Here is a 20974-nt window from a genome sequence, read left to right as displayed (position 1 = left end):
ACGGACTTGACCCGACCGGCGTGTTCAACACCAAGCCTCCCGACAACCTTTTGAGGGGGCATTATGAAGTTGCAGGCTTATCGACTGCAGAACTACCGCCGACTCCGCGACGTCGTCATCGAGCTCGATAATGAGATATCTATCTTTGTTGGCGCCAACAACAGCGGGAAGACGTCTGCAGTCCAAGGGCTATATTCCATGCTCCGGGGCGATGCAAGGAAGTTCGAACTCTTTGACTTCAATGCAGCGCTGTGGGCCGAAATCGACGCCGTGGGAAGATCGGCTCCGGCAGATGAGGAAGCGGCCAAGAGATTGCCATCCATCCTCTTAGATCTTTGGTTCCGTGTCGGTGAAGATGACCTTGCGACCGCAATATCGCTGCTCCCGAGCACTGAGTGGGAGGGAAAGTGCGTCGGGATTCGCGTGTCGTTTGAGCCTCGCGATGCCTCCGAACTCGTCCAGCGGTTCCATGATCTGCATAAGAAAGCCAACGACGTGGCGAACGCGTTGGCGGCACAGCGCAAAGCAGCCAATGAGACTGCTGCCGAGGTGGATGGGGGAAATAATGTTGAGGTGAAAGCCGACGCTAGCGAGTACAGGCCCTGGCCAGAAAGCTTGACGAAGTACCTAACCAAGGAGCTGAGCAAGGAATATACCTTCCGCTACTATGTGCTTGATGAGAGGGCCTTTGTCGACTATCGGGCGACGGCAGGCTACGAGCCGCAGCCGCTAGGCAAGGAGCCGGGTGGCGCGAACATTCTCAAGTCGCTGGTGAGGGTGGACTTCTTGCGCGCGCAGCGGCACCTTGATGACCCGGACGCTGCTAGCTCTGATCGCGCCGAGAGCCTTTCTCGGCGCCTCAGCCGCTTTTACCATCGCAACTTGGAGAAGCGTGGCGACGACCATGCGGCTCTCAAAGCGCTCGATACCTCAGAGAAAGAACTGAACTTCCACCTGGAGGAAGTCTTCAGTGACACCCTAAAGCGCCTGGGCAAGCTGGGCTATCCAGGCGTGAACAATCCCGAAATTGTCATTCGGGCGGCCTTGGACCCGACCACCGTCCTGGGACAAGACGCCAAGGTCCACTACGTGATTCCGGGCGCAGCCGCCGCTCAACTGCCCGACAGCTACAACGGCCTGGGATTCAAGAATCTGGTCTACATGGTGGTTGAACTGCTTGACTTACACGAGCAGTGGAAAGCTGAGGAAGACAAGCGGGCGCCGCTTCACTTGATCTTCATTGAAGAGCCTGAGGCTCATCTGCACGCGCAGATCCAGCAAGTGTTCATTAGGAACGTTTTGCGTCTGCTTGAGGATACCAACGACTACGCGACGTTTTTTCACACGCAACTCGTTATCACCACGCATTCCCCACACATTCTCTATGAGCGCGGGTTTTCTCCCATCCGGTACTTCCGTCGCGTCAGCGACCAACTAGACCATCAAACGGACGTGCGGAATCTGTCCCGCTTCAAGACGGGCGAGGCTGAGGCGTCCGCGCGCGAGTTCCTTCAGCGATATTTGAAGTTGACGCATTGTGACCTCTTCTTCTCCGACGCGGTCATTTTGGTGGAGGGCAACGTCGAGCGCCTGCTCCTGCCAGCGATGATCGAATCGGCAGCTAAGCGCCTTCGTTCCTCTGCTCTGACCATTCTTGAAGTTGGTGGAGCGTTCGCCCATCGTTTTCAAGATCTCATTACCTTTATCGGGCTCACTACACTAGTCATTACGGACCTTGACAGTGTGACGGTCAAGTCGGTTGACGAGAAGGCCGCTGCGCACGCAGCGGTTGCTGTCGAAGATGCCGACGAAGACGACGATCTGAAACCCTTCGAGGTGGAAGAAGACGACGCGACACACCCTAGTGGTAAGAAGAAGTCAAAGAAGCGCGGAAGCACCTGCCATGCGCACGTGGAAGGGGCTGTCACGTCCAACCAAACCCTCATCAGTTGGATTCCAAAGAAGCGTTCGGTGGCAGAGCTCTGGGAAGTGACGCCGGAACAGAAAACGTTGTCGTTGGCCGAAGGTTCCAGCGCAGCGGTCCGAGTTGCCTATCAGACAAAGGTCCCCGTGACAGTTGGTTCGGCGACAGCGCAACTATGCGGTCGCACGCTTGAGGAGGCTTTTGGTCTGGAGAACGCAGAATGGTGCCAAGCTGAGGCCAATCGGGCGATTGGTCTTAAGCTGCACCGCGCGCCCAGTACCCCCCAGGAACTGGCTGAGAAGTTGCATGACAGGGTGGTGGGAAAGAACTTCGACAAGACCCGCTTCGCTCTAGAGGTCCTGGCAAGTGGACCCGTCAGTGGATGGAGGGTTCCCGCGTACATCGCTGAAGGGTTGGCCTGGCTTGAAGCGAAGGCGGCCCACGAAGTTGATTCGGACGCGGCCATCGCTAACGAGCTCGCGACGATTGAGCCGGCTACGGCTGCTTCTGTCGCGGTTATTGCAGGCGCGGAGCAGACGTCATGAGTAGGCGAGTCGACAGTCCGGACACAGATGCCGACCGAGAGATCTACGCATGCATTACCGCAACTCCCCCGCAGCCGTTTGTGGTTCGTGCAGGCGCAGGTTCCGGCAAGACCACTTCCCTCATCAAGGCGCTGGACTGGGTGATGTCGGCGCACGGCGCCAGCATGCGGGCGAGGAAGCAGAAGGTCGCCTGCATTACCTATACGGATCTAGCAGCCAATGAAATCCTGGCGGACGTCAGCTCTGATCCGCTGGTTCATGTTTCGACGATCCATAGCTTTTACTGGGGCATTACCAAGACATTTCAGGCTGACATCAAGATCTGGCTGAAGGACGAAATTCGTAGGCGGGTTTCTCAGTTGGAAGAAGAGTTCAAGAACTACGGCCAGCGCGTTCGGCAAAGTACGCGAGATAGGAACAAGGCTGACCAGGAGCGCTACGCCCGACATCTGGAATCTCTGGACGGCGTCAGAGCGTTCAATTACGGTGCCGGCAGTGACTACGCAAAAGGAATTCTTGGCCACGAGGACATCCTCCAGCTCGCGGACTTTTTGCTACAAAACCGCCCACTGTTCCGGCGGGTCGTGGCGCTGAACTACCCGTTCGTGTTCATTGACGAGAGTCAGGATACGTTCCCGGGCGTAGTGAAGTCCTTCAAGGAAGTTGAAACCCAGATGCGGGGTAAGTTCTGTCTCGGTTTCTTTGGCGATCCGATGCAGTCGATCTTCATGAGAGGGGCGGGGGACATCCCGCGCGAAGACCATTGGCGATTCATCATGAAGCCGGAGAACTTCCGCTGCGCCAAGCAAATTCTAGACGTCGCTAACGCCGTGCGCGCGCAGGGCGACGGCATGGAGCAAGTCCGTGGGTTGCACGAGAGGGTCGATGGAGAGTTCAAGCTTGTGGAGGGCTCGGCCCGGATGTTTGTCCTGCCGAACACGCTGAACCGGACTGAGGCGCTAGCAAGGGTCCGAGCATGGAGCGCGGGAGCGGACAGCGACGAAGGTTGGATTACCCCGGACCTTGCGGTCAAGATTCTTGTCATAGTGCATCGCATGGCTGCGAATCGGCTTGGCTTCGGCGGCATCTACTCAGCGCTGAACGACAAGACGTCGGATGCTATGAAGCAGGGAATGCAGGACGGCACCGGTTGGCCGGTTCGCCCCTTTCTTAGTTTCGCGCTTCCGATCGTTGCAGCGATGAACGACGGTGACGAGTTTGGAACGATGAACCTGCTCCGGGAGTTCAGCCCGCGCCTGGCGCCAGCCAATTTGAACGGTCGCCGCGCGGCGAACGTACTACGTGAGTTGCACGTAGCTGTCATGAGACTCGTCGCCATGCTGGACGAGCCCGGTACCACTGTCGGTGACATAGCCATCCATCTGCGCGACTCGGGCCTGTTCGAATTCGACGAGCGCTATGAGCGAGTGCTTGGGTTCGCCGGAGACGTTGGTGAAGTCGCTCAAGAGGCCGAAGTCGCTACCCCCGCTCCTGCTGAAGGGCGATCCTCGGATGCGGCAATGCTCAAGTTCTTCCAATGCGCCGCTCAAGAGCTCCGGCCATATGCGCGATACGTCTCGCAGGGCTCCCCCTATGCCACGCAGCATGGCGTGAAGGGCGCTCAGTTCGATCGCGTTGTTGTGGTGATGGACGAGGAGGAGAACGACTACAGAACGTACAACTATGAGCGGGTCTTCGCCAGCGCTGCTGCTCGAGCCGCAGATCGTGCGCGAGCTCAGGAAGGCGATGAGAACACTTGGAGCCGAACGCTGAGACTGCTGTACGTTTGCTGCACTCGCGCCAGGCGGGGGCTTGTACTAACCTTCTTTGTTGCTGACCCGGCGACGACCGTAGAAGACGTCGTGGCGAGCGGGATCCTGCCGCGGAGCGCAGTTCTCACGCAGGAGGCACTGGCTACATCGCTGCCGGCTCGCGAATGAGAAAAAGCATGATTGCTCGCATACTCGTTAGCCTCGATTACAGACTGCGGTCTGCTTCGCTGAAGCCGCCACGCCTTTCGACCTGGGAAGATTGTGGCGACTAGGACGTCCGTCAGCTAGAGATCGACCGCATTCAAGCGTGGATTTCAGCAGGACGCAGAACCGAGCGTTCCCGATCGTGCACCGGCTGAGAAATGGTGCGCCGCCGCCTCGCTATTTTCGGCTGCGGCGCTCTAGATGATCCAGTATGACGTCGATCGGACTTCCTACATCTGCCGAATCTGTTTTCAGGTCCTTGGGCGTCACGGCGGCGCTAGGCATTACCCCGTCAAACTCCCAGCGATGTCCAACAAGCTCGACAAAGGCGTTAGTGAATGGGTCGGCTACATCACCGTCTTTATATTTCATGAATCGAGCGACTGCTCCAGCACATAGGTCGGAAACCTGAATTGCTGGATATTCCTTCGAATCGCCCTGTTCAAGCGACGTCGCTCGAAGAGGAAAGTGAAACTTGCGTCGGTCGTATCCTATGAGCATTGACGGCTCCCCCGACATGGCCATCATTTTCTCAAACTGATCTTGGGTCGCAAGAATTGGCTTTGATTTGTCGTGAATAACGCGAAATCGCTCAGACTTACGAGCACCCCAGACCCCCATCTGACTGAACAAGGCCGGAATTGCCGGCTCAAGTGCATTGGGGCCTATTCCGTCAAACCATGCATGAAATAACTCTTGGTCCGCGAACGGCGCAAGAAAGCCTCTAAAATCGGTGTCGACAGAAGCTTCTACAGCTTCTCGAGCCGCAAGAAAATATGCCTGTGCGGCTTCATCCGTTCGCGATCTGATCAAATCGACGAACGTCTTGAAAAGCTCTTCCGTCACTGCTTTTCCACAAAATTCTGGAAGGCAGAAGTGCATCATATTTGCCATCGCAAGATTGGCGCCACCTCGATAGAGATCTTGTCCCATTTCGTGCTGCAGCGTTTCAAGGACAAGGTCAATCATCTTCGTTACAACCATAAATCTCTTGTCGAAGCAGTGAATGACCAATCGACTGTTGTCGAGGCGAGGGTCAGAGAAGAAGCGGATGAGGCGATTAATTCCATCCGACGACTTTCTCAGCGTTTTGAATTTTGGCTCGGCCCCTTGATTCGATTGCACGTGAGAAAGAATTGAAGCTGCTTCCGCTGCCCCAAAGTCATTTGAAACGAGTACGAAATGAGGTTGTTCTGGATCCAGAAGCCATTCGCCAGAATTTCCTGCCTCGTCGCAATAAATGGTCGCCATATCGTCTTCAGTTAACCGCGGGTAGTCTGGTCAAGCTAACTGACAAGATGTCGCCGCACACTCGTCTCTTCTAATAACGCTTCTTGGCCTTAGCTCACAAAAGCATAATGGTCGGCCGTCCGGTGTGGAATGTATGTTGAAATGTATCAGAAAAAAACGAGCTCCCTCAACTAGTGTTTCGGAACCCGTCTTGGGCAGAAGGATGTTTTCGAAACGAAGCAGAAGTTCAATGTGGAGTTGAGGTGCCTGACCGGAGATTAAACTGGGCCGCAAAGCAGCGTTGGTTTGAATGGGCTTTAGTCAAGCGCATTCTTCAGTGTGGGAATCAGATCTTTGATTGCCTCGAGATCTTGTGTGGCAAGTGGAGAAGCAGAAAGCGTATTGCCAGCCCAATTCGAGACGAAACTACCCCAGCGAGCAGCTTTCGTGTCAAAAAGCCTCGTGCGAAAGCCGTGATTCGTTGAATTCTGCTCTAGTGATTCGCGTAAGAGACTCAGATATAAAGATGGCCTGTCCAGCTTTCCGAGGATGTGGTGGTCGGTTGCTTGAACGAAGTTGTGGACGGCCGCAATCAGTGAGGCAGTTTCTTTAAATGTGAGATCGTCACCAGACTCGGCCTTATTGACGAGATTGATGGGGTTCAAACCGCAATACAGATTGGCAATTTGTTCCGAGTGCCTTTGTAGAGTGTCCTTTGAACGGTCCGATATGACGTTATCGGCGAGCTCGTGCATGACATTGTTGCGCCACGTTATCAGCACTTCTACTAGAGCCGCTTCAATGTCAGGCGCAGGGACCCAATCAGAGAAGGCCTTAGCTTTCTTATATACTGACCTTCCGCAAGCTTGAAGCTCTCCAGAAAAGAGAGGGTCTTGAAGGTAATCTGGCTTGCGATTAAGCAAGGAAAAATACACATCCAAGGCATCAACTGCAGTTCCAAGGAAGGAATGCAAGATAAAAACCCTAGATCGCTGGATTGAGTGAGATACGTTTTTTGGGGACCAGGCGGCGTGCAGGCCGATAGCTTGATGTTGCGGATTCTTGTCCAGACAGTCGAGGGCTACCAGTGCGGAGACCAGAAAGTGGTTTGCTTGTCCTAACTGCCGCTTGAACGTCTTTCGAGCCAGAGTGTATTTCATCGCGGTGCACCAGGCAGGAGTCGAACCTGCTTCTCTCCATCTAAGGATGGTCTGTGCGACCATTTTGAAGTGGAGCGCCTGTACCCAATCGGCCGCTGGTGCATATTTGAGGGTCTTCTGCTTGCTGTTTGTGAACTACCTATAACGCGTTGGGATTATACATGATCGACCGCGTGTACAGTTCGTAACGGCCACCGATGGTTCTTCTCAGATCTCATTTAGCCGGTTCAGATGGCAATTAGACATCTGGCGGGATTCTTAGGTGGGAGCGGAGCAGGCTGTGTGCGCGCCGAGCAGATGTCATTTTTATCCGTCCATCCGTCAGGGCCGCCGCGCTTCCCGTATACTCCCCCCACTACCGCACCAACGGTAGTCCCGGAATGGAAGCCGGGTAAGCTATAGGCGGGACAGCCGCCGCTCAGGCGGCATTTTCATGTCCAGCGTCTACGCACGTCCCTATGGGCGGGCCTGGACGGGGGTGCGCTTGCGCACGCCGGGTCCTATAGCTCCGGTCTTCCAACCCTGTCTTGTGCCCGCCCGCCCCGTTTGGAAGCGGGGAGGCGGGTTCTCCACTCGCTATAGGAGGCAGCCCCATGCTGCACCCCCTCACCCAAAACCCCTGGCAAATCGACACCGACCGCGAATCCGGCCCCGTCTCCCTTTCCCACCTCCACCAACTAGACCGCACCCGCTACGCCATCCAGACCATCGCCCGCATGGTCGGCAACAGCGCGTCCGAACCCGACGCCACCGGCTCCCCACCGCTGGACCCCTGGGCAGTCACCGCCCTGATGGGCGGCGTCGAAAGCCTCTGCGAGCACCTGGGCACCCTGACCGAAGCCATGCTCGACCAGGCCCTGCAAGCCGAGGATGAAAGGGCAGCCCCCACCCCCACCCACAACGCTCCCCCCTCGATCCAATAACATCCACGAAAATAATTCCTACATAACCGGGAATTTATATCGTTTTGAGGATCGCCCCGCGAGGCCTTGTAATGCGTGTTCGCTTATTGCCGTTCACGCTTTCAAGAAAATTCCTCGCTATGAATCCCATCGGATACCGCATTCTTCCCCGGACCGCGCCGGCCGTCGCCGCTGACGTGCTGGCCGGTTTCGCCGCCATTGGCTCGGCCCAGATCAGCGATTGCATGAACCGCCTGTACGGCGTCAGCGGGCTGCGTCCGCTGCACGCCGGCAACCAGCGCACGGTCGGCCTGGCGCTCACCGTGAAGACGCGGCCGGGCGATAACCTGATGATCCACAAGGCGATTTCGCTGGGTGGCGCGGGCGATGTGATCGTGGTCGATGGCGCTGGCGATACCAGCAATGCGCTGGTGGGCGAATTGATGATGATGGACGCGCAGGGGCGCGGCATCGCCGGGTTCGTGATCGACGGTGCGGTGCGTGACCTGGACGTGTTCGCGCAGGGGCAGTTCGGCTGCTTTGCGCGCGCGGTGTCGCACAAGGGGCCGTACAAGGATGGTCCGGGCGAGATCAATGTGCCGGTGTCGGTGGGCGGCCAGGTGGTCAACCCGGGCGACGTGGTGGTGGGCGATGCCGACGGCGTGGTGGTGATTCCCGCCGAGCATGCCGCGGCCGTGCTGGTGCTGGCGACCAAGAAGGAAGCCGACGAGGCGGTGGCCAAGGAGAAGCTGCGCGCCGGCACCTACACCAAGCCCTGGCTGGAGAAGACGCTGGCCGAGAAGACGGGAGCCGTGAAGTGAGCCAGACCCCGACGCAAACCCCGACCCAGGCGCAAACCCAGCCCCCGCAAGCCGCCAGCATCGTCGCCGACCGCATCAAGCGCATCAAGCTGTCGCCCAGCGTGGCGGCGCGCGCCATCATCGCCGAGCTGCGCGAGCAGGGGCGGCGCATCATCGACCTGACGATCGGCGAGCCGGATTTCTCGACGCCGGAGCATATCCGCCAAGCGGCCACGGCCGCCATGAACCGGGGCGAGACCAAGTATTCGCCGGCCCAGGGCACGGTGGCGCTGCGCAAGGCGGCGCGGGCGCATCTGCTGGAAGCGACCGGCGTCGATTATCCGGTGGCGCGCATCATCGTCAGCACGGGCGCCAAGCAGGTGATTTTCAACGGGCTGGCCGCGACGCTGAACGACGGCGACGAGGTGCTGATTCCGGCGCCGTTCTGGGTGTCGTATCCGGACATGGTGCTGGTCAACGGCGGCGTGCCGGTGGCGGTGCCGACCACGCCGGCCACGGATTACAAGCTGACGCCCGAGGCGCTGGAGCGCGCCATCACGCCGCGCACCAAGTGGCTGATGATGAACGCGCCCAGCAATCCGACCGGCTCGGTCTACACTGCCGACGAGCTGCGCGGGCTGACTGCGGTGCTGGAGCGCCATCCGCACGTCTGGCTGATGACGGACGATATCTATGCGCGCCTGAATTTCACCGACGCGCCGACGGTGCATCCGTTGCAGGTGGCGCCGGCGCTGGCGGCGCGCACGTTGGTAGTCAATGGCGTGTCCAAGGCCTATGCCATGACGGGCTGGCGCATCGGGTATGGCGCGGGTCCGGACGAGCTGATCCAGGCCATGGCGATTCTGCAGTCGCAGAGCACGTCGGGCGCGTCGTCGGTGAGCCAGGCGGCGGCGCTGGAGGCGCTGTCGGGGCCGCAGGACTGCGTGACGGAGTTCGCGCGGGTGTTCCGCGAGCGCCGCGATCTGGCGGTGGCAGAGCTGTCCGGCACGCCGGGGCTGGAGATCGTGGTGCCGCAGGGCGCGTTCTACGTGTTTCCGGACTGCTCGGGGCTGCTGGGCAAGCGCACGCCGGCCGGCGACGAGATCCGCACCGATACCGACCTGACGCATTACCTGCTGCGCGAGGCCGGGGTGGCGGTGATCGACGGCCATGCCTATGGCGCGCCGGGCACGTTCCGCCTGTCGTTCGCGGCCTCGCTGGACGATATCCGGCAGGGGTGCGCGGCGATTCGCGCGGCCTGCGCCAAGCTTGCTTAGTTGTTCCCCGGCCCGCCCGTGAGCGGGCCGGTTCTGTTTTTCGTTCAAACCACAACACAAGGGGAATCACCATGAAAAGCCATTCACTCATTGCCGCCTGCCTGGGCCTGGCCGCGCTGTCACTGGGCGCCGGCGCCCGCGCCGATCAGGTGGCCGACATCAAGGCCCGCGGCGAATTGATCTGCGGCACGTTGGGCACGTCGCAGCCGTTCAGTTTCCAGGACGCGGCGACGCGCCAGCTGGTGGGCTATGACGTTGATGTGTGCAAGCTGGTGGCCGACAAGCTGGGCGTGAAGATCAGCTACAAGCTGCTGTCGGTGGCGGCGCGCGTGCCGGAGCTGAACGAGGGCCGTGTCGATATCCTGGCGGCCAACCTGGGCTATTCGCCGGACCGCGCCCAGCAGATCGCCTTCAGCCACGCCTACTATGTCAGCCCGCAGAAGCTGCTGGTGCGCAAGGATTCGGGGCTGGACACGATTGAATCGCTGAACGGCCACCGCATCGGCGCGACCAAGGGGTCCAGTTCGGAGCGCGAGATCAAGCGCATTCTGGACAAGTCGCAGGTGATTGGCTACGGCGACAGTTCGGCCACGTACCTGGCGCTGCAACAGAAGAAGGTGGACGCGCAATTCGCCTCGGAATTGGTGTTGGTGCGGCTGGTGCTGCAAAGCCCGCCGACGGCGCCGGTCAGCGTGATTCCGAAGTCGGTGTTCAATGAGCCGTGGGGCCTGGGCGTGCGCAAGTCGGAGCCGGGCATGCTGAAGGTCGTGAACCAGGCGTTGGATGAGGCCGAAAGCTCGGGCGCGGCCGCGCGGCTGTTCGACAAGTGGTTCGGCCCGCAGACGCCGTACAAGCTCGAACGCAGCTTCAAGATCGGCCCCATCGCGGGCTGAGCGCCGGTGCCCGCGCGATGAGCTTACTTGACGCTTCGCAATACCAGCTGCTGGCCAGCGGCATGGCGGTGACGCTGCAACTGTTCCTGGTGTCCTGGGTGATGGCGTTCACCATCGCGGTGACGCTGGTGGTGGTGCGCGCCACCAACCTGGCGCCGTGCCGCTGGCTGGTGGACGCCTATGTGGAATACCACCGCAACGTGCCGCTGCTGGTGCAGGTGCTGTTCTGGTACTTCGGCATGCCCGAGCTGCTGCCGGAGGGTTTCCGGCTGTGGCTGTACCAGCACAACGCCGAGATGTCGCTGGCGGCGATCGCGCTGGCGCTGGGGTCGGCCGCCTATATCGCGGAGGACATCCGCAGCGGGCTGCGCGCCATTCCCGGCACGCAGTTCGAGGCGGCGCGGGCGCTGGGCGCCAGCTACCTGCAATGCATGCGCTTCGTGATCGTGCCGCAGGCGCTGCGGATTTCGATTCCGCCGCTGGTGGGACGGGCCTTGCTGCTGTTCAAGAACACCAGCGTGGCCATGGCCATCGGCGTGATGGAGCTGACCTACCAGGCGCGCGAGATCGAGAACGAAACCTACCGGACCTTCGCCACCTTTGGCGCCGCGACCATCATGTACCTGCTGGGCTCCTTCCTGATCATGCTGATCGGCTCGCGCATCTATGCGCGCTACCGCCTGAACCAGGGAGGCCACAGTGCTTGATCTTCTGTCGCAATACTGGCCGACGCTGCTGGTCGGCCAATACCCCAATGGGCCGTTGGGCGGGCTGGCGCTGACGCTGATTCTGGCGCTGTGCGGGCTGCTGCTGTCGTTGCCGCTGGCGCTGGCCATCGCGCTGGCGCGGGTCAGTCCGTTTGGCTGGCTGCGCGTGGCCAGCAAGACGCTGGTCAACGTGGTGCGCGGCATGCCGCTGCTGATGCTGATCTTCTGGGCGTACTTCGTCATTCCGAAGCTGACGGGGCAGGTGATCAGCGGCTTCTGGACGCTGATCGCGGCGCTGGTGGTGTACGAAAGCGCCTATCTGTCGGAGGTGATCCGCTCGGGCATCGAGGCGGTGCCGCGCGGCCAGATCGAGGCCTCGCGCTCGCTGGGCGTGGGCTACTGGACCACGATGCGCCGGGTGGTGCTGCCGCAGGCGCTGTTCAACGTGCTGCCCAGCATGACCAGTCAGTTCGTCTCTACCATCAAGGAGACCTCGCTGGGCTATGTGATCAGCGTGAACGAGTTGACCTTTGCCGCCAACCAGGTCAACAACCTGGTGCTGACCAAGCCGCTGCAGGTGTTCGGCATCCTGGCCATCATCTACTTCCTGGTGTGCTTCAGCCTGAGTCGCGGCCTGTCGTGGCTGGACCTGCGCATCCGCCGCCAGCGCGCCATGGCCTAGGGCCGGTGCTTATCGGAATTCATCATGATCAAGCTTGAGAAAGTCAATAAATGGTACGGCGAGCACCACGTCCTGAAGGACGTGGACCTGTCGGTGGCGCGCGGCGAAGTGCTGGTGGTGTGCGGGCCGTCGGGCTCGGGCAAGTCCACTATGATCCGCACCATCAACCGGCTGGAGCCGATCGAGAAGGGCCGCATCCTGATCGATGACGCCGACATCTACGCCAAGGGCGTCAACCTGAACGCGCTGCGCCAGAAGATCGGTTTCGTGTTCCAGCAGTTCAACCTGTTTCCGCACATGAGCGTGCTGGACAACGTGGTGTTCGCGCCGGTCAACATCCGCAAGCAGCCGCGCAAGCAGGCCATCGAGCTGGCGCGCCAGTTGCTGGCGCGGGTGGGGCTGGAGCACAAGATCGACGCCTATCCCGGTTCCTTGTCGGGCGGCCAGCAGCAGCGCGTGGCGATCGCCCGGGCGCTGGCGCTGCAACCGCCGGTGATGCTGTTCGACGAGCCCACCAGCGCGCTCGACCCGGAGATGGTGGGCGAGGTGCTGCAGGTGATGAAGGGCCTGGCCAAGGACGGCATGACCATGGTCTGCGTGACGCACGAGATGGGTTTCGCGCGGGACGTGTGCGACCGGGTGGTGTTCATGGATGCGGGCGAAATCCTGGAGGTGGATACGCCGGAGCGCTTCTTCAGCGCGCCGCGGCATCCGCGGGCGCAGCGGTTCCTGGCGGATATTCTGCATCCGCGGGGGTAGGGGGAGGGGGCGGCCGGCCCCCGCCTCGACGATAATGCGAGGGTTCTTCATGCATTTCACATCCACCGCCGCGATGTACACCCTCAAACAGCTGGAGGCGTTCTACTGGAGCTCGCAACTGGGCAGCTTCAGCGCGTCCTCGCGCAAGCTGCACACCACCCAGTCGGCGGTCGCCAAGCGGGTGGGCGAGCTGGAGGCCTTTGCCGGCGCGCCGCTGTTCGAGCGCCGCGCCAAGAAGCTGGTGCTGACGGCGCAAGGCCGCAAGCTGTTCGAGTTGGCGCGCGAGATGCTGGACCTGAACAGCCGCATCGTGCAGAACATGGCCGACCCGGCCAGTTTCGAGGGCGTGGTGCGGCTGGGCGTGACCGAGCTGGTCGGCATGACCTGGTTGGCGCGGCTGGTCAGCCAGATCAGCCTGCGCTATCCCAAGGTGCAGCTTATGCCGGAGATCGACGGCGGCATCACGCTGTACGAGCGGCTGGAGCAGGACCAGTTGGACCTGGCGATCATGCCGGGACCGTTCTGGAGCTACCAGTACGACTGTGTCCACCTGGGCGCGGTGACCAACGTCTGGATGGCCAGCCCGTCGCTGGATATCGACTTTGCGGCGCGGCTGGCGCCGCAGGACCTGGCGCCGTATCCGGTGATTTCGCAGCCGACCAATTCAGCGCTGTCGCACTTGTACGATGCCTGGTTCGCCGAGCAGGGCCTGTCGGTCAAGCGGGTGCTGACCTGCAACAGCCTGGGCATGATGGCGCAGCTGACCATGCTGGGGCTGGGCATCAGCTACCTGCCGGGGGCGTATTTCGCGCCGCTGGTCGAGCGCGGGGCGCTGTGCCGGCTGGATGTGCAGCCGGATCTGCCGACGATCAATTACTACGCGGTGCACAAGAAGAGCATCGTCAATCCGGTGGTGTCGCGGGTGATTGATATTGCGCGGGAGGAATGCGCGTTTGAGGTGGCGGGGGATTTTCTGCCGCATGTGCCGCCGGCGGTGCGGTCCGCTTGAACGCCATTCGGGGGCGTAGACGGCTACCGCTGTTTATTCCAAAAGGACAATTTCTTTACTCGGGAGGCGCGACGATGCGCCACCTGGATCGTAATGCCTCCCGGGAGCCTGCTATTTATTGGCACACGCCTACGGCCTTGGCGCCGTAGGCTGCTTCGCTCTTGGTGTACCTGTCGCCCGCGCTCGACGACAACTGCTGCATCAGGCCTTTGCACGAAAAACCCATCATATCCACATAATTCTGTGCGGATCTGGCGGCCTGCTGGTTCCAATCCACCTTGAGGCTGTCCACCGCGATTGTGGCGTCCGCAACCTTGTATCCGTCACCCGCGTCCGACGACAGCTGCTGAATCAATCCACTGCGTGAAAATCCGGCAAAACTGAGGTATTGCTTGGCCGAGCGCACGGCATTCTTTTGAGGAATGGTCAGTTCTTGAGCCCAGGCGGAAGTCGTGCCAAGGGTTGCAAGAGTGATAAGGGAGATGCATGCGCGCGCTATCGTCTTTTTCATATCCAGTTTTATTGTGAGTTGATATTGAAATGCGATCTCGAATCTGCCATTCGGTTATTCCGGAAGAGAGCCGCTTGTTCAGCGTTTCGCGATGTTTTTTATCGGAAAGGTTGAATGGCCGAGTGGAGAATGAAACGTAAATATACACTGCCAATAAATTCCGCATGTAACGTCGCTATCTGAATCTGAATCTGAATCCGCTAGCGGGTAGGGATATTGCGCGCAGGGGATGCGCGTCAGGCGACGGCCCCGGCGGTGCTGGGCGGCACGGCCGACCTTGGCGTGGTGCATGGCTGGCCGGCGCCGGATGCCGACCTGGATCGCGGCGCGCTGGTAGCGCGGACCGCGCCGGGAAGGACGCCCGGCACGGAGGGCGCCCGCCCCGCAGATCAGCGCGCCGTCGTCAACGCGGCCATCGCCTGGCGCATGAAGGCCAGCGTGGCGTCGTCGGCCCAGGTGCCGGCGGTCAGTTCGGGCTCGGTCATCAGCGCGTGGCGGAATTTCGCGTGGGTGGCGGGGTCCTTGCCTGCATAGGTGCAAAACAGTTCCAGCCATTGCCGTGCCAATTCGCGGCCGGCGGCCGAGTCGGGCGTCTGGCCGGCGTCGATCGCATCCCGCACCCGGGCGATCAGGGCCGGCCATTCGCCGACGCGGTCGTGATAGTGCGCCCGCATGAAGCGCGCCTCGTCCGGCGTCAGGTGCTTTTCGTAGAGACGCAGCTTGCTTTCGGAGAAGGCGCGCACCACGTAGTCACGCATGGCGGGGGAAATGCCGATGTGTTCCTGCATGGCCGGTTCCTGTTCGTGCATCCGGTTCAGTTTCACCAGCAGGCGCGGATCGCCGTTGGTGTCGCGCAGCAGCAGCGTCATCCAGCGCTGGGCCAGGGCCTGCGAGCGTGCGTCCTCGGGCGGGGCGCCGCTGTCCATCTGCCGGTGCACGTCCTGAATCAGCGCGAGCCAGTCGGTATCGTCGTCGCGGCGACGGCCATACATGGGCAGGCGCGCCAGTTCTTCCTGGGAGAAATATTTGTCGTACATGTTCATCAGTTCCAGAGTGGTGAGCCAATCGGCCAGCTCCGGCTCCGCGCCCGTCGCCAACTGGCCATGCAACTGCGCGAGGCGTTCGCGCAGCCGGGCGGCCTGTTGGATCTGGCGGTCGAGCATCGCGATCTGCCTGGCGATGATCTCGTCCAGCGGCGTGCCGGGCTGGTCCAGGTAGGCGCCGATTTCCGCCAGCGGCAATCCGAAGCGACGCAATGCCTGGATCTGGTGCAGGCGGGCGATGTCGTCGCGGCCGTAGAGCCGGTAGCCGTTGTCGGCGCGCGCCGAAGGTGTCAGCAGGCCGATCGCGTGATAGTGGTGCAGCGTGCGGACGGTTAGTCCGCTGCGCTTGGCCAGTTCTCCTACTTTCAGTCGCACGGGGTTCCTCCGTTGATGGCGCAGACGGAACTGTTGGGCATGACGTTGCGTAAGGGTCAAGCGTTTGTGGGTCGAATGTGGCGCGACGTTGAAACATCCCGCGGCACGCGGCTTGCAGTGCGGGCCGCAAAGATAGGGGGCGCCGTCCGATCATGGCGGTTGAGCGCGCGACAGCCGCCGTGCCAGTGCGAGCGGCGGCCGCAGGGCCGGGGGGCAGGGCGGGGGCCGGTGGGCGGCCAATGGCTGGCGGGGCGGGGGGCGGTCCGGGGGGATCGCCTCACGCAGACCGTGGGGACAGCGGGGAACTTGTGCCGTGTTCAGGAACAGGGCCGTGCCGCCTGTCATGCCGGCCCTGCCGGCCTCAACCGCAGCGGATCGCCGTCATCACGTCCTTGTCGTCGACGATCAGGTTCAGGCGGGTGTCGTTGTATTCCATGGTGACCAATTGGCCCGGACGCAGGATGCGGACCTTGGTGGCGCCGCTGCGGCTGCGCAGGTCTTCCGTGACGGACTCGGTGGCTTTCTGGCCGATCTGGGATTGCAGGGCGCTGGCGTCGCAGGTCTTGCGGGCGCTGCCGGACGGGGCGGAGGACGATCCATACGTCGCGCCGGAGGTGCTGTCGGACGCGGCGGGCGAGCTGGCGCTGCTGGAGGAGGCGGATGAAGAGGAACGCGGGGCCCCGGTATTGGCGCAGGCGCTCAGCGTGGCTACCAGCAGAACGGGAATCAGCTTGCGGATCATGGTCACTCCTGAAAAATGAAACGTTTCCGCGGCACGGCCATCGCGCGGGCTGGCGGGCGTCGCGGAAAATCCATCATAGACCAGCCGCCGGCCGCGCGCTCGGCTGGCGTGGCCGGGCTTTATGCCCGGGCGTGGCATTCGGCCGCCGGGTTCCCGCCGTCAGTGGAAATTGCGGCTGGGCATGCTCAGGCCGCCCAGTAATTCGGACAGATCCACCAGCCGCTGCGCGATCAGGTGGCGCACGCCGTCCACGCTCTGCCAGCTGCCATAGACGCCCAGCAGGGTGGCGCCGAGCAGTTCGCGGCGCTGCCGTTCGATCAGCTCGGGACGCACCACCACGTTGACGGGGCCGGTTTCGTCTTCCAGCGTGACGAAGATTACGCCCTTGGAGGTCTGCGGCCGCTGGCGCACCGTGACGACGCCGCAGGCGCGGGCCACGCGCTTGTCGGGGTAGCCGTTGAGCACGCTGGCCGGCTGGAAATTGCGCGCCGCCAGTTGCGGCCGCAGCAGTTCGACGGGATGGCGCCGCAGGGTCAGGCCGACACTGCGGTAGTCGGCCGCCACGGTCTGGTTCTCAGTCGGCACGGCCAGTCGCGGCGCCTCGGTTTCGTGGATGGCGGCGTCGCGCAGCAGGTCGCGGCTGTGCACGCTGGCGGCGGCTTCCCAACTGGCCTGGCGGCGGTGGCCGGCCAGGGTGCGCAGGGCGTCGCCGGCGGCCAGGGCGTTCAGGTCGTGGCGCGTCAGGGCGGCGCGGCGGGCCAGGTCGCCGGTGCTGGTGAAGGGCGCGTCGGCGCGGGCCGCCTCGATGCGGCGGGCGCTGTCTTCGTGCAGGCCCTGGATCAGGCTCAGGCCCAGGCGCACGGCGGGGCGGATTTCGTCCGACGGGGGTGCGTGAGGATGGGGCTGGCGCGGGGGGGGCGTCGGCGGGCGCGGTTTCCAGCGCGGCGTCCCAGCCGCTGACGGTCACGTCCACCGGCAGCACCCGCACGCCGTGGCGGCGCGCGTCCTGCACCAGTTGCGCCGGGGCGTAAAAGCCCATGGGCTGGGAATTGAGCAGCGCCGCCAGGAAGGCCTCGGGCTCGTGGCGCTTGAGCCAGGAACTGGCGTAGGCCAGCAGCGCGAAGCTGGCGGCGTGGCTTTCGGGGAAGCCGTATTCGCCGAAGCCCTCGACCTGGCGGAACAGCGCCTCGGCGAATTCCAGGGTGTAGCCATGGGCCAGCAGGCCGCCCACCAGCTTGGCGCGGTATTTGTCGACGCCGCCCTTGCGCTTCCAGGCGGCCATGGAGCGCCGCAGCTGGTCGGCGTCGCCGGGCGTGAAACCGGCCGCCACCACCGCGATCTGCATCACCTGTTCCTGGAAGATGGGCACGCCCATGGTGCGGCTGAGCACGCCGCGCACCTTGTCGCTGGGGTAGTCGATGTCTTCTTTGCCCTGGCGGCGGCGCAGGTAGGGATGCACCATGCCGCCCTGGATCGGGCCGGGCCGCACGATCGCCACCTGCACCACCAGGTCGTAGTATTCGCGCGGCCGCAGGCGCGGCAGCATGGTCATCTGGGCGCGCGATTCGATCTGGAACACGCCGATGGTGTCGGCCTCGCAGATCATGTCGTAGGTGGGTTCGTCGCCTTCGGGGATGTCCTGCAGGCGCAAGGGCTGGCCGCGGCGCTGGCCGGCCAGTTCCAGGGTGCGGCGCAGCGCCGACAGCATGCCCAGGGCCAGCACGTCGACCTTGAGCAGCTTGAGCGCGTCCAGATCGTCCTTGTCCCACTGCACCACGCTGCGGTCGGCCATGGCGGCGTTCTCGATCGGCACCAGCCGCGACAGCTTGCCGCGTGAGATGACGAAGCCGCCGGGGTGCTGCGACAGGTGGCGCGGAAAGCCCATCAGGGTCTGGGCCAGCGCGGCCCATTGCCGCGCCACCTGCGATTCCGGGTCCAGGCCGCAGGCGCCCAGGGTGCGCAGCATTTCCTTCTTGCCGTCCCACCATTGGTGGGCGCGCGCCACCGCGTCGATCACGCCGGGGTCCACGCCCAGCGCACGGCCGGTGTCGCGCAGCACGCTGCGCGGGCGGTAGGAGATCACCACGGCGGTCAGGGCGGCGCGCTGGCGGCCGTACTTGCGGTAGATGTACTGGATCACTTCCTCGCGCCGCTGGTGCTCGAAGTCGACGTCGATGTCGGGCGGCTCGTTGCGTTCCTTGCTGATGAAGCGCTCGAACAGGTTGTTGCCGCGGCGCGGGTCGACCTCGGTGATGCCCAGGCAGTAGCACACCGCCGAGTTGGCGGCGGACCCGCGCCCCTGGCACAGGATGCCGTTGTTGCGGGCGAACAGGACAATGTCGTAGACCGTGAGGAAGTAGGCCTCGTATTGCAGGTCGGCGATCAGCGCCAGTTCTTTTTCGATCTGCGCGCTGACGTGGGCCGGCGTGCCGGCCGGGAAGCGCCGCGCCGCGCCGGCCAGGGTTTCCTGGCGCAGGTAGGTGGCCGGCGTGTGGCCGCGCGGGATGATCTCGTCGGGGTATTCGTAGCGCAGCTCGTCCAGCGAGAAGGCGCAGCGCCGCGCCACCACCAGGGTCTGCGCCAGGGCCTCGGGTGGATACAGATTGGCCAGCCGCATGCGGGTGCGCAGATGTTGTTCGGCGTTGCCGGACAGCGCGTAGCCGCATTGCGACACGCATTGGTGGGTGCGGATACCGGTCAGGGTGTCGTGCAGCGGCTTGCGCGAGCGCACGTGCATCTGCACCTGGCCCAGCGCCACCACCGGCAACTCGGCGGCGCGCGCGGCGTGGTCGACGGCGGCGCGGTGCAGGTCGTCGCGCGAGCGGTACAGCAACGTCAGGCCGACCCAGGCGCGGCGCGGGAAGGTGGCGGCCAGCCAGCGCGCCTGCTGCGCCATGCGGTCGGGGTCGTCGCCGTAGACGGGCGACAGGATCGCCAGGCACTCGGGCAGGTGGCGCAGGTGTTCGTGGCCCGGCGGCGGGGCGGTGAAGTCCTCGGGCGCGAGCCGGTATTCGCCCTTGGGGGCGCGGGTGCGGGCCAGGGTGATGAGCTCGGACAGGTTGCCGTAGCCCTCGCGGGTCTGCGCCAGCAGGGTCAGGTCGAGCGGGGCGGCGTCGGGGCCGGCGCGCAGCCGGAAGGTGGCGCCAATGATCAGCGGCAGCTTCTGGGTCTTGGCCTCGACGTGGGCGCGCACCACGCCGGCCAGGCTGCATTCGTCGGTGATGGCCAGCGCGGCGTAGCCCAGTTCGGCGGCGCGGGCGACCAGTTCCTCGGGGTGCGAGGCGCCCTGCAGGAACGAGAAGTTCGATTGGCATTGCAGTTCGGCGTAGCCGGGCAGTCCGGCCGGCGGGCCGGGGGCGTCGTCATGGGGATCGTCGGGCGCTTGCATGGCGGGGTCAGGCGTACAGCCCGTGCAGGTACCAGCGCGCGTGTTCGTCGTCGCGTTCGCGGTAGATCCAGTAGCGCGCGCTGGCGGCGTCCTCGGCGACGAAGTAGTCGCGCACGGTCAGGGCCGGGTCCCACCAGCCGCTTTCGATGCGTTCGGGGCCGCGCATCAGCCGCAGCGCCTGGCCGGCGTATTGCGGCCGGTGGCCGGCCAGCTTGAGCGGCAGCGGCGGATCGAGCAGCCAGAAAGGACGGTCCAGGGGCTCGGGCAATGGCTCGGGCCGCGGCGGCGGGTCAAGGGCGTCGCCCCAGGTGTTGGCGGCCTCGGGCCGGTGGTCGGGGGTGGGACAGGCGTGGCGCACCTGTTCGCGGCCCAGCCGCGCGGTCAGCAGGTCCAGCAGCCGGGCGTGGTCGGCGGCGGTGCCGCCGGGCTCGGGGAACAGGGTGGTGCTGGCGGCGGGCTGTTCGGTGGTGTCGGGCGCCAGCAGCGTGACCGCGATCACCGGCGCTTCCAGGGTGAGGCGGCCGAGTTTTTCGCGCAGCAGGTTGAGGATCTGCGGCGCCTGCCAGACGGGCTGGGCCAGCGCCAGTTCCAGGTCGGTGGGCGGGCGCGCATGGCGGCCGCGTTCGTGGTCCAGGCGCAGCAGCACGCGCCGTACCGCCAGTTGCCGCGCCGTCAGCCAGCCGCCCAATTGCTCGGCCAGGCGCCGCGCCACGGCCAGCACCGCGTCGGTGTGTTCGAGGTATTCCATCAGCTCGATGCGGCGTTCGAAGCGCGGCGGCGGCTCGATCCAGTGGAACAGCTCGGGCGCCTGGCCATAGGCGGCGTCCAGCGCCTGCAGCAGGTCGGGCGCGCTGCGTCGTTGCAGGCCGCCGCGCGGCAGGGCGCGCAGGTCGGCCAGCGTATGGCAGCCGATGTCGTTGAGCCAGTCCAGGCGAGCTTGGGCCTGGGGCAGCAGGGCCACGGGCAGGGCGTCGAGCCGGCGCGCCAGCGTGCGCGCGGTAAGCACCCGGCGCGGCGCGCGGCGGCCGCCGCGATGCGCCAGCAGCCAGGC

16 protein-coding genes, 1 tRNA gene and 1 pseudogene are annotated in these 20974 nt (G+C 63.5%); 10 read left to right on the top strand and 8 right to left on the bottom strand.

The annotated features are described in order from the left end of the window. The first annotated feature begins 63 nt into the window (after positions 1–63). Both HV701_RS23160 and HV701_RS23155 read left to right on the top strand, forming a co-directional pair. On the top strand, positions 64–2469 hold the full coding sequence (locus tag HV701_RS23160; protein ID WP_175135347.1) for an ATP-dependent endonuclease: 2406 nt from the start codon (positions 64–66) through the stop codon (positions 2467–2469). After that, positions 2466–4409 carry a UvrD-helicase domain-containing protein gene (locus tag HV701_RS23155; protein ID WP_175135346.1) on the top strand — a complete coding sequence of 648 codons (1944 nt, stop codon included), beginning with the start codon at positions 2466–2468 and terminating at the stop codon, positions 4407–4409. The genes HV701_RS23160 and HV701_RS23155 overlap by 4 nt, the downstream gene beginning before the upstream one ends. 213 nt (positions 4410–4622) lie before the next feature. On the opposite strand, the gene HV701_RS23150 is transcribed toward HV701_RS23155, so the two are convergent. The 3 genes from HV701_RS23150 to HV701_RS23140 form a co-directional block, all read right to left on the bottom strand. Then, positions 4623–5696: a DUF3800 domain-containing protein gene (locus HV701_RS23150; RefSeq protein WP_175135345.1), complete on the bottom strand. Its 1074-nt coding sequence runs from the start codon at positions 5694–5696 to the stop codon at positions 4623–4625. A 296-nt stretch (positions 5697–5992) separates the two neighbouring features. After that, positions 5993–6835 (bottom strand): hypothetical protein, encoded by an 843-nt coding sequence (locus tag HV701_RS23145; RefSeq protein ID WP_175135344.1) that lies wholly within the window; start codon positions 6833–6835, stop codon positions 5993–5995. Between the two features lie 5 nt (positions 6836–6840). Beyond that, positions 6841–6937, bottom strand: a tRNA-OTHER gene (locus tag HV701_RS23140). 491 nt (positions 6938–7428) lie between these two features. Here HV701_RS23140 and HV701_RS23135 point away from each other — a divergent pair. From HV701_RS23135 to HV701_RS23100, 8 genes are all read left to right on the top strand, one after another. Further along, the gene (locus HV701_RS23135; RefSeq protein WP_175135343.1) at positions 7429–7758 is read left to right on the top strand and encodes a hypothetical protein; all 330 of its coding nucleotides are present in this window, start codon (positions 7429–7431) and stop codon (positions 7756–7758) included. Between the two features lie 119 nt (positions 7759–7877). Further along, on the top strand, positions 7878–8558 hold the full coding sequence (locus tag HV701_RS23130; RefSeq protein WP_175135342.1) for an RraA family protein: 681 nt from the start codon (positions 7878–7880) through the stop codon (positions 8556–8558). After that, positions 8555–9814, top strand: coding sequence for an aminotransferase class I/II-fold pyridoxal phosphate-dependent enzyme (locus tag HV701_RS23125; RefSeq protein WP_175135341.1), 1260 nt, complete (start codon positions 8555–8557; stop codon positions 9812–9814). Before HV701_RS23130 ends, HV701_RS23125 begins: the two co-directional genes overlap by 4 nt. Positions 9815–9885: 71 nt before the next feature. Further along, positions 9886–10707 carry an ABC transporter substrate-binding protein gene (locus HV701_RS23120; RefSeq protein ID WP_175135340.1) on the top strand — a complete coding sequence of 274 codons (822 nt, stop codon included), beginning with the start codon at positions 9886–9888 and terminating at the stop codon, positions 10705–10707. A 17-nt stretch (positions 10708–10724) separates the two neighbouring features. Continuing rightward, positions 10725–11414, top strand: coding sequence for an amino acid ABC transporter permease (locus tag HV701_RS23115; protein ID WP_175135339.1), 690 nt, complete (start codon positions 10725–10727; stop codon positions 11412–11414). Further along, positions 11407–12096, top strand: coding sequence for an amino acid ABC transporter permease (locus tag HV701_RS23110; RefSeq protein WP_175135338.1), 690 nt, complete (start codon positions 11407–11409; stop codon positions 12094–12096). Before HV701_RS23115 ends, HV701_RS23110 begins: the two co-directional genes overlap by 8 nt. 24 nt (positions 12097–12120) lie before the next feature. Then, on the top strand, positions 12121–12855 hold the full coding sequence (locus HV701_RS23105; protein ID WP_175135337.1) for an amino acid ABC transporter ATP-binding protein: 735 nt from the start codon (positions 12121–12123) through the stop codon (positions 12853–12855). Positions 12856–12928: 73 nt separating this feature from the next. After that, entirely contained in the window at positions 12929–13864 is a 936-nt protein-coding gene (locus tag HV701_RS23100; RefSeq protein WP_175135372.1) for a LysR family transcriptional regulator, read from the top strand. A 115-nt stretch (positions 13865–13979) separates the two neighbouring features. Here HV701_RS23100 and HV701_RS23095 read toward each other — a convergent pair whose 3' ends face one another. The 5 genes and pseudogenes from HV701_RS23095 to HV701_RS23075 form a co-directional block, all read right to left on the bottom strand. Continuing rightward, the gene (locus HV701_RS23095) at positions 13980–14375 is read right to left on the bottom strand and encodes an Ltp family lipoprotein (RefSeq protein ID WP_175135336.1); all 396 of its coding nucleotides are present in this window, start codon (positions 14373–14375) and stop codon (positions 13980–13982) included. 389 nt (positions 14376–14764) lie between these two features. Beyond that, positions 14765–15793, bottom strand: a complete 1029-nt coding sequence (locus HV701_RS23090) for a MerR family transcriptional regulator (RefSeq protein ID WP_175135335.1) — start codon at positions 15791–15793, stop codon at positions 14765–14767. Between the two features lie 361 nt (positions 15794–16154). Continuing rightward, the gene (locus HV701_RS23085) at positions 16155–16535 is read right to left on the bottom strand and encodes an I78 family peptidase inhibitor (protein WP_175135334.1); all 381 of its coding nucleotides are present in this window, start codon (positions 16533–16535) and stop codon (positions 16155–16157) included. A gap of 159 nt (positions 16536–16694) precedes the next feature. Then, a pseudogene (locus HV701_RS23080) lies at positions 16695–19923 on the bottom strand (error-prone DNA polymerase). A 7-nt stretch (positions 19924–19930) separates the two neighbouring features. Beyond that, positions 19931–20974 (bottom strand): Y-family DNA polymerase (locus tag HV701_RS23075; RefSeq protein ID WP_254595233.1); only part of this gene is annotated, 1044 nt, incomplete at its 5' end.

Source organism: Achromobacter pulmonis, from assembly GCF_902859765.1.
Taxonomy (GTDB): domain Bacteria; phylum Pseudomonadota; class Gammaproteobacteria; order Burkholderiales; family Burkholderiaceae_B; genus Achromobacter; species Achromobacter pulmonis.
This window is presented reverse-complemented; position numbering and strand designations above follow the sequence as displayed.